A 12,720-nucleotide genomic window follows, 5' to 3' on the forward strand; every position below is an offset into this window, starting at 1 on the left:
ACAGACGCTGGTACTGAGGAGGGCCGCCAAGGCCCGTCACGAAGTGACGACTTCCGCTGCCACGTGGGCAGCCGCGACGACGGCGAGCCACTGGCCGGTACGGCGCCGACGGATTCCGCCTTCCTTTTCGTGGAGTACCCCGGGGCTCGGGGACGCCGGGCCGTCGCGGAGAGCCGACTGCCCGAGGCGGTGAAGGCGCACCTCGACGGCCTGTCCGGGATCCGCGTGCAGCTGATCCGGCGCAACGGTGGCACCAGCGGTCCCGGCGTGCGGATCTTCCACGCGACGACGGACGCCGACGGGTTCGCCGTACGCACCGCTGTTCTGCACAGTGTGGACGACCTGCTGGACCTCGATCTCTCGAAGGAGCTGGAAGACCACGACGGAGGCCTGTGGCTCGTCTGCACCAACGGTCGCCGCGACCGGTGCTGTGCCGAGATCGGGCGCCCGATCACCGCGGCCCTCGCGGCGCGCTGGCCCGAGGAGACCCGGGGAGACGACCCACCTCGGCGGACACCGCTTCTCCGGCACCGTGCTGGCGCTGCCGAGCGGACACACCCCGGGCCGGCTCAGCACCGACAACGCGGTCGATGCCTGTGCGCAGGTCGAGGCCGGTGGCGTCCCGGTCGACCTGAGCCGCGGCCGCGCCGGGCGCAGCGGCGTCGAGCAGGTGCTCGAGCTGCACGTCCCGGCCGGCGGCAGCCCTGACGTCGAGGTCGTCGAGGTGCCCGGCCCCGAGCGTCGTCAGAGCTGCGGCGACCTCAAGCTCAAGCGCACGACGCGCTTCGAGATCCGGCCTACGATCGGTCCATGACGAGCCCGGAGCAGCGGCCCGAGCAGATGGCGACGACCGACGCTGCGGCGTACGCCCTCAGCGCCCGGCGCTACGAGAAGATGCGGCCGCTGGCCGGATCGAGCACCCCGGTCGACCTCCACGGGCTGCCGCCCGGTCCGGGCTGGCCGGCGATCATCCAGAGCATCGGGCTGCTGCGCTTCCGGCACCGCTTCGTGCCGTGGGCGCACCGCCGCTACGGCGACGCGTTCACCGTGCGGATCCTGCCGCAGGGCCGACCGCTCGTGCTCTTCACCGGGCCCGAGCACGCACGCGAGATCTTCGCCGGCGACCCCGAGGTCTTCCACGCCGGCAAGGGCAACGCGATCCTCGGCCCGATGATGGGCGAGCACTCGCTGCTGCTGCAGGACTCCAGCGAGCACAAGCGCGCCCGCAAGCTCCTGATGCCGGCCTTCAACGGCCATGCCCTGCGTGAGTACGCCGCACTCGTGACCGACGTCGCCACGGCGGAGGTGGACTCGTGGTTGCCGGGGGAGTCGTTCTCAGCCCTCCAGCGGATGAACCGGCTGACCCTCGAGGTGATCCTGCGCGTCGTCTTCGGCGTCACCGACGAGTCGCGGCTCGCGCAGATGCGGCCGCGGGTCAACAAGGTCGTCGACATCAGCCCGGCCATCCTGTTCGGCTACGGCATGCCGCGGTTGCAGAACCTCGGACCGTGGAAGCGCTCGAAGGACAACTCCTTCGAGCTCGACGCCCTGATCTATGCCGAGATCCGCGAGGCGGCGCGCGGCGTCCGACCCGGCCACGCGGACCGACGTGCTGTCGCGCCTGATCCGCGTCGGCACCGAGGGCGACTCCACCGATGACCGCCTCACCGACGAGGAGCTCCGCGACCAGCTCGTCACCCTGCTGCTGGCCGGCCACGAGACGACCGCGACGGCGCTGGCGTGGGCGCTCTACGATCTCGGCCGCTCGCCGTCGCTGCTCGCCCGCTCGCGCCCGCGGCGCTCGAGGGTGACGACGACTGGCTCGAGGCGGTGCTCAAGGAGTCGATGCGGCTGCACCCGGTGATCCCGATGGTGGTCCGGACGCTGATGAAGCCTGCGAGCATCGGCGGCTACGACCTGCCCGCCGGCACCACCGTCGGGCCCTCGATCATCATCGCCCACTCGCGAGCGGACAACCATGACCAGCCGGAGGCGTTCAGGCCGGAGCGCTTCATCGACGGGCAGCCCGCCACCAACACTCGGATCCCGTTCGGTGGGGGCGTGCGCCGCTGCATCGGCGCCGGCTTCTCGTTGATGGAGGGCGTGGTCGTGCTCCGCGAAGTGCTCTCGAGCTATGCCGTCGAGGCGATGGGCGAGGACCAGCCGAAGGTCCGCAACATCACCAGCGTGCCGCGGGACGGCGCGATCATCCGCGTCACTCGCTCCGCCGCTGGTTGAGCAGGCGCGCCAGCGCCGTGTCGAAACCAAGGCGGCTCAGGCTTCGAGCGCGTCGCGCACCTGCGCCTCGGTGAGCCCGTAGTCGGCCGGGTCATAGGCATGCTTCGGAGCGCGTACGCCGCTGCGTGACCGCGCGAGCTCGGCCGACGCGGCCGCTGCGACCGCGTCATTCCGGGTGAGCCCGGCCTCGGCGTACACGCTCCGCAGGGTCGAGAGGGGGTCGGCGACGAGGTCGCCGTACGCCACGTCGATCACGTCCCCCGAGTGCGGGCTCGCGCGGAGTGCCGCCTGCTCGCGGACGAGCAGGTCGAGCTGGGTGCGGCCGATGGTGTCACCGACGAAGACGTCGGACGTGCCGCGCGTCGAGGCCGCGGCCAGTGAGCACATCGACGCGGTGCAGGCCACCGGGTCGCGGTGGGTGACCACGATGACCGCTTCGGGATGGACCGTCCGGATCGCGTCGAGCGCGACGAGGTGACTGGGGTTCTTGAGGATCCAGCGCTGGTCGGCGTCGTGCATCCCGATCAGCCGGAGCAGGTCGCGGTGGCGCTCGTAGGCGGGGGTCCAGTCCTGTTCCCGGAGCCACGCCGAATATGACGGCGTGAAGGCCCGGGTCTCGAAGGCGACGGAGCGGCCGGCGTGCTGGAGCAGTCGCCAGCACTCCTCGTGCGACGCGGCGTCGGAGTAGTGCAGCCCGGCGAGCTCGGGGTTGGCCTCGTGGAAGGCGGCGTAGCCACCCTGCATCGCGCTGAAGATCGGGTCGGACTCCCGGGTGTCGCGCGGCGGCCTCGGCTGGGGGAGGTCGGCCAGCCACTGCTCGAGCCCTTGGTGCGCAGGGTCCGCGGTCATGAGGCGTTGCAGCAGCGTCGTACCGGATCGGGGGAGGCCCATGATGAACACGGGCTTCTCGATCGCGACGTCCTTCGACGCAGGGTTGGCGCTGAAGCCCTGCTGCGCCATCAGCTTTGCGACGAGCAGGCCCTTGACCATGCCGCGCATGCGGTAGTTGCCGACGTCGGTCAGTCCGGAGACGGTCGCGTAGTCCTTGAGCAGGACCTGCAGGCCCTCCTCGTGGGTGTCGTCGCCGAGGTCGGTCAGGCCGGTCGTACGCATGGCCGCCGCAGTGATGTCCGCCAGCGATCCGACGTCGTCTCGCTGTCTCACGAGTGGAACTCGCCGCAGTCGATGTTCAGCGTCTGCCCGGTCACCGCGCTGGCCGGGTCGCTCGCCGGGAACAGCGTCGCCCGCGCGACCTCGTCGGGCGTCGCGAGCCGCTTGAGGTCTGTCGGCGCGGCCTTCTCCGCGTAGACCTCGTCGTGCGTGCGTCCCGACTCGGAGGCGATCCAGTCGAAGTAGGCCTTGTTGACGTCCTCGTAGATGTAGGAGGGCGCGACCGAGTTGACCCGGATCCCGCGCGGCCCGAGCTCGGTCGCGAGGCTGGAGCTCAGGTGCTGCAGCGTGCCCTTGGACAGCTTGTAGCCGCTGTACTCCGGCTGCGACGTGTAGACCACGCACGAGCTGATGTTGATGATCGAGCCGCTCGACTCGGCGAGGGCGTCGGCGAACAGCGAGCTCAGCCGCAGGGGCGCGAAGACGTTGGTCTCCTGTGCCGCTCGCAGTGCGTCGAGGTCGAGGGTCGAGATCGGGTCCATCGGCGGGATCCCGAAGGCGTTGTTGATCAGGCAGTCGACGCGGCCGAACTCCTCCAGCGCCTTCTCGACGAGCCGTGCCCGTTGCGCCTCGTCGGTGATGTCGGTGGGTACGGCGAGGGCCCGGCCCCCCAGCTCACGCACGACGGCCGCCATCTTCTCCAGTCGGCGCTCCGTGCGACTCGCGAGCACCAGATCTGCGCCCATCCGCGCCGCCTCCTCACCGAGCGCGCGGCCAAGCCCGGGCCCGACACCGGAGAGCACGATCACCTTGTCCTTCAGCAACGTCATGCCCGCAGACTAGAACGTGTTCCAGTTGCGCGTCGAGGGGCTGGTCCCGCCCGCGTAGTCCAGTGGCAGACGGTCGTCCCAAGGGTCGATTCACGACCATCTGCCACTGGACTACCGAGCCGGCGGTTGAGGAGGTCGCGCAGCGACCGTCACGAAACCCCGGGCCTCCTGTGATGGTCAGCTGATCATCCGCCGCGCGACCCCGACTCGGCGCGCCTCGATCCGCGCGGCGTACTCCGCCGGCGTGACCCGCTGGTCGTCCAGCGACGACATCGACGCGAGCGAGGAGAAGGGCACGACCTTCACGACGGGCCCGCCCGGTGTCTCGTCCGTCCGCTGCCAGCGCAGCATCATCACGCCAGCCGTGTGCCCGGTGGTCTCCAGCCAGTTCGCGATCCCGGGGTCGCGCTCGGAGATCACGTAGCGGAGCACGTCGCCGGAGCGCACCGACTGCGCCGCGGTCAGCGAGGTCTGGTGGTGCTCGTAGTCGGTCGACACGTACCACTTCGAGCCGACCCGGATCGCTTGGTACGGCGCCGCGCTCACCGGCACCTCCACGACCAGCGCCTCGTCGTCGCCGAGCGCGTAGTGCCCGATCGAGGAGAACTGCGTGGTCAGGCCCCCGGGCGTCGTGGCCGGGGCGGTCAGGGTGTTGACCGGCTCCTTGTAGGTGAACCACTCCGGGAAGGCGAACCACGTGGACAGCCGCCCGGTGAGCAGCTTCGCCGCAACGGCGTACCTCTTCTCGATCCGGTCGACCGAGACCGGAGCGCGCGGCACCCCGGCGGTGTCGAGGCGCTGGATGCGCAAGGTGCCGCGGTCCTCGGAAAGCCAGTCGGAATAGACCTCGCGCACGATGAGCGTCGAGCCCTTGCGGAGTCCGAGCTCGGGCCCCGAACCTCCACTCGAAGGAGCCGTCGTCCGAAACTGAGAGCGACCGGTCGTCGAAGGCCGCCAGCGTGTCCGGCGTGCCGGAGGACGTGTAGCCCCCGCTCATGATCTGGAAGGACAGGTCGGCGGTCGTGCCGCGCTGTCCGGAGACGACATACGAAGCGCCGGACGTGAGGTAGGCGTTGAAGTAGATCGCGTCGGGGTTGTCGAGGCCCCGGCGCGCGTACTGGTGCGTCGGGTTGATCAGCACCGGGTGCTCGAGGTCGTAGTCGAACGCCATCTGGATCGCCGAGCGGATCGAGCCGGCGAGGTAGTCGAGCCCTTCGGCGAGCTCCTGATCGGTGATCTCGAAGGGCGGGTTGCGGATCATCCGCTCGGCCTCGGCGACCGCCTCGCGGAATGCGTCAAGCGGTTTCGTGACAGGACTTCGTCCTTCCTCAACCACCGATGCGTCCTATCACCGAGTCGGCGTACCGCTCCAGGTGCTCGACCTTCTTCTCGAGCGGCTCGAGGTCCGGCCCCTTGGTGTAGGGCACGCGGAACCCGACGATGCAGTCGGTGACCCCGCGGTCCTCGAGCGCCTTCACCCCGTCCGGCGTGTAGGCGTCGTAGGAGATGACGTGCACCTCGAAGTCATCACGCGTGTCCCCCTCCTCGGCCCGGATCGAAGCCAGCCGCGTGAGCAGCCGGTCGAGCTCATCCCCGTCGCCGCCGGCGTGCATCCAGCCGTCTCCCTTGCGTACGGCGCGGCGCAGCGCCGCGTCGCTGTGCCCGCCGACCGGGGAGCGGGATCGGAGCGCTCGGCGCGGGAGTCTGCTTCAGCGCCGGGAACTTGTAGAACTCCCCGTCGTAGCCGAAGAAATCGCCCGAGGTCAGTCCGCGCAGCACGTCCATGCACTCGTCCATCCGCTTGCCCCGCCGCTCCCACGGCACGCCCAGCGTCACGAAGTCCTCCGGCCGGGGCGAGAGTCCGACGCCGAGCCCGAGCCGGTTGTCGGAGAGGAAGGCCAGCGACGAGGCCTGCTTGGCGACCAGCACCGGCGGGCGCACCGGCAGCTTGAGCACGAACGGCGTCAGCCGCAGCGTCGAGGTCACCGCGAAGAGGTGCGCGCAGAGCACCATCGTCTCGATGAACTCCTTGTCCTCGAGGAACTCGCGATCGCCCGTGTCGGTGTAGGGATAGCTCGAGTCCGACTCCTTGGGATAGATCAGCGAGTCGGCCACCGTCATCGAGGTGTAGCCAGCCGCCTCGGCAGCCCGGGCGAGCGGTGCGTAGAGCCTCGCGTCGGTCATCGCTTCGGCGTACGTGAATCTCATGGCTACACAGTAGAACGTGTTCTAGGCTGGCGCCATGGACCTGCAGGAGCTGAGCGACCGCCGGGGAGATCACCGACCTCATCACGCGCTACACGCGCGCCGTCGACACCCGCTCCTTCGACGACCTCGCCCACGTCTTCACCGACGACGCGGTCCTCGACTACTCGATCGTCGGCGGGCCGAAGGACGTCCCGGCTGTCGTGGTGCCGTGGATCGAGAAGGGCCCGGCCGGCTTCGACCGGTTCCAGCACCTCGTCGGGCAGATCTCGATCGAGCTCGACGGGGACGCGGCCCGCGCGACGGCGTACTTCACGAACCCGATGGTGAGCATCAACCCGGACGGCACGGAGAAGCTGTGGGAGGTGGGCGGCTACTACCACCACGACCTCGTGCGTACGCCGAACGGCTGGCGCTCGCGCGGCATCGTCGACGACATGGTGTGGACCCGCGGCTTCTGACCGGGCTGGGTCACCGACCCGGTTGGGTTCTCACCCGCCCGTCCGTGACAATGGGGCGACAGCAGGACGCAACGAGGAGAGTGCACGTGGTCGACACCGAGGACCGCCCGGTCCTGACCGGGCTGATCGCGCTGGTCGCCGTCGCCGCGGTGATCGGCATCATCGGCGGTCTGGCCGCGCTCGTCGGCAGCAAGGTGATGGGCCTCGACGGTGACCCGGCTGCCTCCGCGCAGGACGACTCGACTAACAGTGCGACGCTCTACCTGCCCGAGCCGACCATCACCTCCGAGACCGTGGTCCCGGAGACGCCGGCCTCTCCCACCGCCGAGTCCGTCGACCCGTCGACGAGTGCGACGACCAGCGAGATCTCGCTGACGGCCGGCCAGCAGTCGGTGACCGCCATGCAGTCGATCGACCTCACCGGCACCTTCCCCACGGGCGAGGGTGCAATCCTTCAGGTGCAGCAGAAGGTCGGCGACGGTGAGTGGCGGGACTTCCCGGTCACCATGACCGTCAGCAACCAGACGTTCGGCGGCACCATCCAGACCGGCCAGCCGGGCGTGAACACCTTCCGCGTGATCGACACCGACAAGGACATCCTGTCCAACGAGGTCGTCGTCACCGTCGGCTAGCCAACTTTCTCTGACCGAGGTCCACCCGGTGGGTGAAGTAGCCGACCCACAGTGTCCCGACGGCCGCGCCCGCCCCCATCACGACGCAGGCGGTCGCCGGGGGCGCCACCGCGGCCACGGCCCCCACGAGCAACGCTCCGCCGGAGCCGCCGATGTCGCCGCACAGTCGCCAGCCGCCCGGGTGTGCGCGCCCCCCTCGACCGGCGCCGTGTCCGCGCCGAGCGTCATCACGATTCCCGCGCCCGGGCCGTTGCCGACGGCGATCAGCCCCATCACGGCGCCGACCGTGACGGCCGTGGTGGACAGCGGTAGCAGGAGGCAGCCGATGGCCGTGGTCGCGACGACGGGTACGGCGACGACGAACCGCCCGTAGTTGTCCATCAGCCAGCCACCGGGCCAGAAGAAGGCGAGGTCGACCGCGGCGGCCACCCCGAAGATCAGCGACGTGGTGCTCGCGGACAGCCCGACGTGCTCGGCCCACAGGGGGAGCAGACCGATCCGCAGCGCCCGGCTGGCGGAGATGATGACGACCGCGACGCCGACCGTGAGCAGCGTGCGTCGGTGGGCCGCCAGCACCGAGGAGACCGACAGGTGCGGGGCGGTGGCGCGGCGCTCCGAGCCGTAGTCGGGCATCGATCGCGCCAGCAGGGCCGAGACGAGCGACATGGCCGCAGCCAGCCAGAAGACCCGTGTCAGCCCGCCGACTCGGATCAGGGCCGCCCCCACCGGGGGGTCCGATGAGGACGCCGATACGCATGCTGCCGCCCATCGCCGACATGGCCCGGGCGCGGAAGGCGAGCGGCACGGCGTCGATGAGATAGCCCCGGCGCGCCATCATGAAGACCGTCCGTGGTCATGCCGCTGAGGACGACCGCGACGCCGAGCGCGGCCACCGAGTCGGTGGCGGCGGCGAAGGCCATCGCGACCGCGTCGAGGGAGCCGACGGTGGTCAGGGCTCGCCGCTCGCCGATGCGCGCGACGAGAGCGCCGGCGGGCAGGGAGGCGACCGGGCTGCCGAGCCCGAGCAGCGCCACCATGAAGGCCGCGGTCGACACATCGGCCCCGAGCTCGAGGGCTCGCAGGGCGAGGATCGGGATGACGGCCCCGTGGCCGATCGCGCTGACGATCGAGGGCCCGTACGCCGCGAGGGCGATGTCGCGCAGACGGAAGTCCGCGGCCTCCGTGCCCCCTGATGTCACCTCGCCATTGTCATCCCTCGCTCGGGCGTCGGCTGCACCGGGCCGACAGGCGCTGCCTTCCTCGGGCGGGCCACCCGCTGGCCGAGGACGACCCCGCCGATGACGAGCAGCACACCCAGCGCCTGCGCGGGACCGAACGCCTCATGGGCGAACGCGACGCCCAGCGCCGTACCCACCACCGGGTTGAGCAGGCCGATCAGGGATACGGCCCCGGCCGGCATGGCGCGCAGGCCGGTGAACCAGCAGACGTAGGCGAGGCCGGTGCCGACGATCGCGATCCGGGCATAGCCGAGCGCCGCCGAGAGGTCGACGGCCGGCGGCGCGCCCTCGACGATGAGGGCGACGGGGAGCAGGGCCGGGCCGCCGACGACAAGCTGCCGGGGAGACCAGCGTGATCATGTCGACGGGCGGGGTCCAGCTCTTGATCAGCACGAAGCCGAGTGCGCTGACCAGCACCGATCCGATCGCGCCGGCGAGCCCGAGCGCGGTCACGCCGTCAGGGCTCTTGAGCACCAGCAGGGTGACCCCGGCGATGCCGATGAAGGCCGCCGCGACCCGCGCAAGGGCGGCGCGCTCGCCGATGACCAGCCGGGCCACGGCCATGACCACCAGCGGGGAGCCGGCCCGGACCGTCGAGGCGAGCCCGCCGGGCAGGTGGTAGGCGGAGACGAAGATCAGCGGGAAGAAGAGCCCGATGTTCAGGAGCCCGAGCACGACAGCCTTCCACCACCAGTCGCCGTGGGGGAGCTGGCGACGCCCGGGCGAGCAGGGCGAGGCCGACGGGCAGTGCGCGGACCGGGGCGGCGAAGAGCGGTCGGTCCGGCGGCAGGAACTTCTCGGTGACGATGTAGGTCGTGCCCCGGGCGGCGGGAGCGACCGCCGTGAGCAGCACGAGGCCGAAGCGGTGTCGGAGAATAGTTTCCACGGAAGAGATAATATCTGCCGAGGCAGATATATTCCGAACTGTGAGCAACGACCTCGACCACGTCGGCCGGATCCGGGAACGGTGGGCCCGCGAGCGGCCAGACCTCGACACCGCGCCGATGGGCATCATCGGCCGCCTGCACCGGCTGGCCGACGCGCTCGACGCCGAGCTCCGCCCGGTGTTCGAGGCGGGCCGGCCTGAGTGACGGGGACTTCGACGTGCTCGCCTCGTTGCGTCGGGCCGGCGACCCGTTCGCGCTCACGCCGAGTCAGCTCGCCGAGACCACGATGATCACCTCGGGCACCGTGACCAAGCGCGTCGACCGCCTCGCGGCCGCCGGGCTGGTGACCCGCGAACGCGTCGAGCACGACGGTCGCGTACGCCGAATCGCCCTGACCGTCGCCGGCCGCGCGCTCGTCGACGAGGTCGTCGAAGCCCACTTCGCCAACGAGGAGCGCCTGCTCGCGGGGTTCTCCGCGATCGAGCGGACGCGCCTCACCCACCTGCTGACCCGGTGGACGCGCTCGCTGGGGATCTGAGGCCGGCTCCCCGCCGTCCGTACGGCGGTGAGTGAGCCACATTTCGGCGCGATGGAATGTGGCTGACCCACCTCCCCCGGCGCGCGTCCCCGGTCGACACGTGGAACAGCGGTGCCACAGCGACATTTCGTGCATCAGAAATGTGGCTGCGACACCGCTGGTGCAGGCGTGCGGCGACGCCTCGACCTGCGCCGGCCGGCTAGCTCGGGATCCAGTCGAAGACGTCGGGGTCGGGCCCGATCCGCCCGGCCGGGCCGAGGTCGAGCTCGTCGATGGACGACATCTGGGCGTCGGTGAGCGACCAGTCGAAGAGGTCGAAGTTCTGCTGCATCCGCTCGCGGTGCATCGACTTGGGGAAGACGATGTCGCCGCGCTGGATGTGCCAGCGCAGCGCGACCCGGGCCGGCGACTTGCCGACGAGTGCCGCCAGCTCGCCCATCACGTCGTCGTCGTTGACCTTGCCCTGAGCGATCGGCGACCACGCTTCGGTGAGCACCCCGTGGCGGGCGTTGGTCGCGCGCACGTCGGAGTTGGCGAAGAAGGGGTGCACCTCTACCCGGTTGACGACGGGGACGACGCCGGTCTTCGACACGATCTCGTCGAGATGCGAAGGCTGGAAGTTGGAGACGCCGATCGAGCGGGTCCTCCCCTCCGCCCGGAGGGCCACGAGCGTCTCCCACGTGGAGACGAAGTCGCCGTCGTAGCGCGTCGGCAGCGGCCAGTGGATGAGGAAGAGGTCGACCCGGTCCGGGCCGAGCTTCGTCAGCGACTCGTCGAGGGAGCGGCGCGTCGTCGGGACGGTGGAAGCCGTTGTTGAGCTTGGTGGTGATGTAGAGGTCGTCGCGGTCGAGGCCGGAGTCCTTGATGGCGGCGCCGACGCCCTCCTCGTTGTTGTACATCTGCGCCGTGTCGATGTGGCGGTAGCCGACCCGGAAGGCCGTGAGCACGGTGGCGGCGGTCTCGTCCGGCGGGACTCCGGAAGACACCGAAGCCGAGCTGCGGGATCGAGGTGCCGTCGTGGAGCGGGAGACTGGGAACGGAAGTCATGTGGTCGAACATAACCAGCCGTCCCCAACCTCCCCGGGATCAGCTCACGCTGACCGCGGTGTCATCGACGACGAAGCTCGTCTGGAGCGAGGAGTCCTCGTTCATCAGGAACTTCACGGTCACGGCCTTGCCCTTGTGCGCGAGCAGGCTGTGGCTGAACTGCGTGTACGTCGAGTTGGTGCCCACGTTGCTGAAGGTGCGCAGCGTCGAGGTCACCCCGCCCACGATCACCCGGATCTTCAAGGTGTCGTAGACGGTCGAGCCGGACTCGGCAGTGTCCGTGCGGATCCAGTAGGACAGGTTCGCCGCGGTCGCCGTCGAGGGGATCGTGACCGTCTGGGTCAGGTTCTCCGTCGAGGTCGACCCGTTGCCGCCGAACCACGCCTTGTAGGAGCCGGTCCGCGCCGGGCGGCCCGTGTTCGTCGTGATCAGGCCCGTGGTGCCGGCCCACGAGGCCGCACCCGACTCGAAGCCGGGGTTGAGGAGGATGTTGCCGCCCGTGGGAGGAGGCGTGGTGCCACCACACGTGGGGTCGCCCGTCTGGGCCGGCACGTTGACCGCGTCCCACGCGGTCTTCACGGTGTTGAACTGGGCGCAGGTGCTGTCCGGGTTCTTGGCCGCCTGCAGGGTCCAGGTGCGGTACTTCAGGTAGGACGACGACGAGGTCTTCATCAGCATCGCGTTGTAGAGGACCTTGATGGCGGCCTGCTCGCCGATGCCCGTGGTGCTGGTGCCGTCGCACTGGGAGACGCCGCCGCGCGACAGCAGGTAGAACCAGTGGTCGCCGGGGCCGGCGGCCGCGTGCACCTCGGCGTTGGGGATGGAGGTCGTCCAGCAGGCCGGGTCGCCCGCGTTGGCCGGGTTGGAGCCGTCGCGGATCGGGCCCCGGCCGACGAGGTTGATCTCTTCGCCGATCGTGTGGTCGGGGGAGTCGTACGGCGACGTCTGGCCGTCGTAGTACTCCGTGGCCGTCGCCAGCGCGTCACCGATGAACTCCCGGGTGCCCCCGCCGGAGATCCCGCCCGGGGTCTTGTCGTCGACGCCGTGGCCGAACTCGTGGGCGACCACGTCGATGGAGCTGATCCACTGGTTCGACTGGTTGTGGCCGATCTGGATCTGCGTGCCGTCGTAGTAGGCATTGATGTCGTTGAGGCCGACCCGGATCGGCACCCAGCCGCCGGTGCCGTTCATGCCGTTGCGGCCGAGCCACGACGACATCATCGCCTTCATCTGCTGTGCGCCGTAGAGCGCGTCGACACAGCCCGTCTCCTTGTTCGTGGCGACGCCGTTGCCCCACACGTCGTCGGTGCCCGAGAAGGTGACGTTGTTGGCCGAGTCCCGGCACTTCAGCGTGGTCGCCGTCGGGTCGGTCATGTTGAAGCTCGTGCCCGAGCCGCTGGTGGCGAAGGCCAGCGGGTTGGGTCCGCTGTAGGCCGCACTCCCGCTGCCGTGGATCACGTGCTCCTTGGTCCCGAGCACGGCGCCGTCCTGCGCGTCGACGTACACGGACTGGCGAGACGCCTCCCCGGCGTCC

General features: G+C 70.2%; 18 protein-coding genes and 2 pseudogenes. 8 read left to right on the forward strand and 12 right to left on the reverse strand.

Features of this window, described 5'->3' with window-relative positions; translation table 11 throughout:
• Nucleotides 1–36: 36 nt before the first annotated feature.
• Entirely contained in the window at nt 37–381 is a 345-nt protein-coding gene (locus tag LP418_RS13745) for a hypothetical protein (protein ID WP_257956694.1), read from the reverse strand.
• Between the two features lie 49 nt (nt 382–430).
• Between LP418_RS13745 and LP418_RS13750 the strand changes: the two genes are divergently transcribed.
• Genes LP418_RS13750 through LP418_RS13765 form a run of 4 tightly spaced genes read left to right on the forward strand, consistent with a single transcriptional unit; the run spans nt 431 to nt 2,238 of the window.
• The gene (locus LP418_RS13750) at nt 431–814 is read left to right on the forward strand and encodes a hypothetical protein (protein ID WP_257956695.1); all 384 of its coding nucleotides are present in this window, start codon (nt 431–433) and stop codon (nt 812–814) included.
• Nucleotides 811–1,659, forward strand: a complete 849-nt coding sequence (locus LP418_RS13755) for a cytochrome P450 (RefSeq protein ID WP_257956696.1) — start codon at nt 811–813, stop codon at nt 1,657–1,659. Before LP418_RS13750 ends, LP418_RS13755 begins: the two co-directional genes overlap by 4 nt.
• A complete protein-coding gene (locus LP418_RS13760) occupies nt 1,610–1,864 on the forward strand; it encodes a cytochrome P450 (RefSeq protein WP_257956697.1) in 255 nt (84 codons plus the stop codon). Before LP418_RS13755 ends, LP418_RS13760 begins: the two co-directional genes overlap by 50 nt.
• Entirely contained in the window at nt 1,831–2,238 is a 408-nt protein-coding gene (locus LP418_RS13765) for a cytochrome P450 (protein WP_257956698.1), read from the forward strand. The genes LP418_RS13760 and LP418_RS13765 overlap by 34 nt, the downstream gene beginning before the upstream one ends.
• Before the next feature lie 36 nt (nt 2,239–2,274).
• On the opposite strand, the gene LP418_RS13770 is transcribed toward LP418_RS13765, so the two are convergent.
• The 5 genes from LP418_RS13770 to LP418_RS13790 form a co-directional block, all read right to left on the reverse strand.
• Nucleotides 2,275–3,402: a sulfotransferase family protein gene (locus LP418_RS13770; protein ID WP_257956699.1), complete on the reverse strand. Its 1,128-nt coding sequence runs from the start codon at nt 3,400–3,402 to the stop codon at nt 2,275–2,277.
• A complete protein-coding gene (locus LP418_RS13775) occupies nt 3,399–4,178 on the reverse strand; it encodes an SDR family oxidoreductase (protein ID WP_257956700.1) in 780 nt (259 codons plus the stop codon). The genes LP418_RS13770 and LP418_RS13775 overlap by 4 nt, the downstream gene beginning before the upstream one ends.
• A gap of 177 nt (nt 4,179–4,355) precedes the next feature.
• A complete protein-coding gene (locus LP418_RS13780; protein ID WP_257956701.1) occupies nt 4,356–5,033 on the reverse strand; it encodes a hypothetical protein in 678 nt (225 codons plus the stop codon).
• 473 nt (nt 5,034–5,506) lie between these two features.
• On the reverse strand, nt 5,507–5,791 hold the full coding sequence (locus tag LP418_RS13785) for a hypothetical protein (RefSeq protein ID WP_257956702.1): 285 nt from the start codon (nt 5,789–5,791) through the stop codon (nt 5,507–5,509).
• Nucleotides 5,766–6,386 (reverse strand): LLM class flavin-dependent oxidoreductase, encoded by a 621-nt coding sequence (locus tag LP418_RS13790; protein WP_257956703.1) that lies wholly within the window; start codon nt 6,384–6,386, stop codon nt 5,766–5,768. Before LP418_RS13790 ends, LP418_RS13785 begins: the two co-directional genes overlap by 26 nt.
• Nucleotides 6,387–6,454: 68 nt before the next feature.
• On the opposite strand from LP418_RS13790, the gene LP418_RS13795 reads away from it, so the two are divergent.
• Nucleotides 6,455–6,844, forward strand: coding sequence for a nuclear transport factor 2 family protein (locus LP418_RS13795; RefSeq protein ID WP_257957039.1), 390 nt, complete (start codon nt 6,455–6,457; stop codon nt 6,842–6,844).
• 86 nt (nt 6,845–6,930) lie between these two features.
• Nucleotides 6,931–7,476 carry a hypothetical protein gene (locus LP418_RS13800; protein WP_257956704.1) on the forward strand — a complete coding sequence of 182 codons (546 nt, stop codon included), beginning with the start codon at nt 6,931–6,933 and terminating at the stop codon, nt 7,474–7,476.
• Between the two features lie 78 nt (nt 7,477–7,554).
• Here the strand turns inward: LP418_RS13800 and LP418_RS13805 are convergent, their stop codons facing one another.
• The 4 genes and pseudogenes from LP418_RS13805 to LP418_RS33445 all read right to left on the reverse strand — a co-directional run.
• Entirely contained in the window at nt 7,555–8,202 is a 648-nt protein-coding gene (locus LP418_RS13805) for an MFS transporter (RefSeq protein ID WP_257956705.1), read from the reverse strand.
• Nucleotides 8,187–8,675: a hypothetical protein gene (locus tag LP418_RS13810; protein ID WP_257956706.1), complete on the reverse strand. Its 489-nt coding sequence runs from the start codon at nt 8,673–8,675 to the stop codon at nt 8,187–8,189. Before LP418_RS13810 ends, LP418_RS13805 begins: the two co-directional genes overlap by 16 nt.
• Entirely contained in the window at nt 8,672–9,028 is a 357-nt protein-coding gene (locus tag LP418_RS33440) for an EamA family transporter (protein ID WP_442940269.1), read from the reverse strand. The genes LP418_RS13810 and LP418_RS33440 overlap by 4 nt, the downstream gene beginning before the upstream one ends.
• Before the next feature lie 217 nt (nt 9,029–9,245).
• Nucleotides 9,246–9,389 (reverse strand): annotated as a pseudogene (locus LP418_RS33445) (EamA family transporter); the annotation flags it as partial.
• Nucleotides 9,390–9,640: 251 nt separating this feature from the next.
• On the opposite strand from LP418_RS33445, the gene LP418_RS13820 reads away from it, so the two are divergent.
• The gene (locus LP418_RS13820) at nt 9,641–9,805 is read left to right on the forward strand and encodes a hypothetical protein (RefSeq protein ID WP_257956707.1); all 165 of its coding nucleotides are present in this window, start codon (nt 9,641–9,643) and stop codon (nt 9,803–9,805) included.
• Nucleotides 9,806–9,818: 13 nt separating this feature from the next.
• The gene (locus tag LP418_RS13825; RefSeq protein WP_257956708.1) at nt 9,819–10,139 is read left to right on the forward strand and encodes a MarR family winged helix-turn-helix transcriptional regulator; all 321 of its coding nucleotides are present in this window, start codon (nt 9,819–9,821) and stop codon (nt 10,137–10,139) included.
• Nucleotides 10,140–10,338: 199 nt separating this feature from the next.
• Here the strand turns inward: LP418_RS13825 and LP418_RS13830 are convergent.
• Together LP418_RS13830 and LP418_RS13835 are read right to left on the reverse strand one after the other, a co-directional pair.
• Nucleotides 10,339–11,186: pseudogene (locus tag LP418_RS13830) on the reverse strand (aldo/keto reductase).
• A 39-nt stretch (nt 11,187–11,225) separates the two neighbouring features.
• A complete protein-coding gene (locus LP418_RS13835) occupies nt 11,226–12,665 on the reverse strand; it encodes a M4 family metallopeptidase (protein ID WP_257956709.1) in 1,440 nt (479 codons plus the stop codon).
• Between the last annotated feature and the right edge of the window lie 55 nt (nt 12,666–12,720).

Origin of the sequence: Nocardioides sp. B-3 (assembly GCF_024703895.1) — a bacterium.
Taxonomy (GTDB): domain Bacteria; phylum Actinomycetota; class Actinomycetes; order Propionibacteriales; family Nocardioidaceae; genus Nocardioides.

Coding starts and splice junctions, on each gene's coding strand:
- LP418_RS13755 (WP_257956696.1), top strand. CDS start 811: ATGACGAGCCCGGAGCAGCGGCCCGAGCAGATGGCGACGACCGACGCT.
- LP418_RS13775 (WP_257956700.1), bottom strand. CDS start 4,178: ATGACGTTGCTGAAGGACAAGGTGATCGTGCTCTCCGGTGTCGGGCCC.
- LP418_RS13785 (WP_257956702.1), bottom strand. CDS start 5,791: ATGCACGCCGGCGGCGACGGGGATGAGCTCGACCGGCTGCTCACGCGG.
- LP418_RS13790 (WP_257956703.1), bottom strand. CDS start 6,386: ATGAGATTCACGTACGCCGAAGCGATGACCGACGCGAGGCTCTACGCA.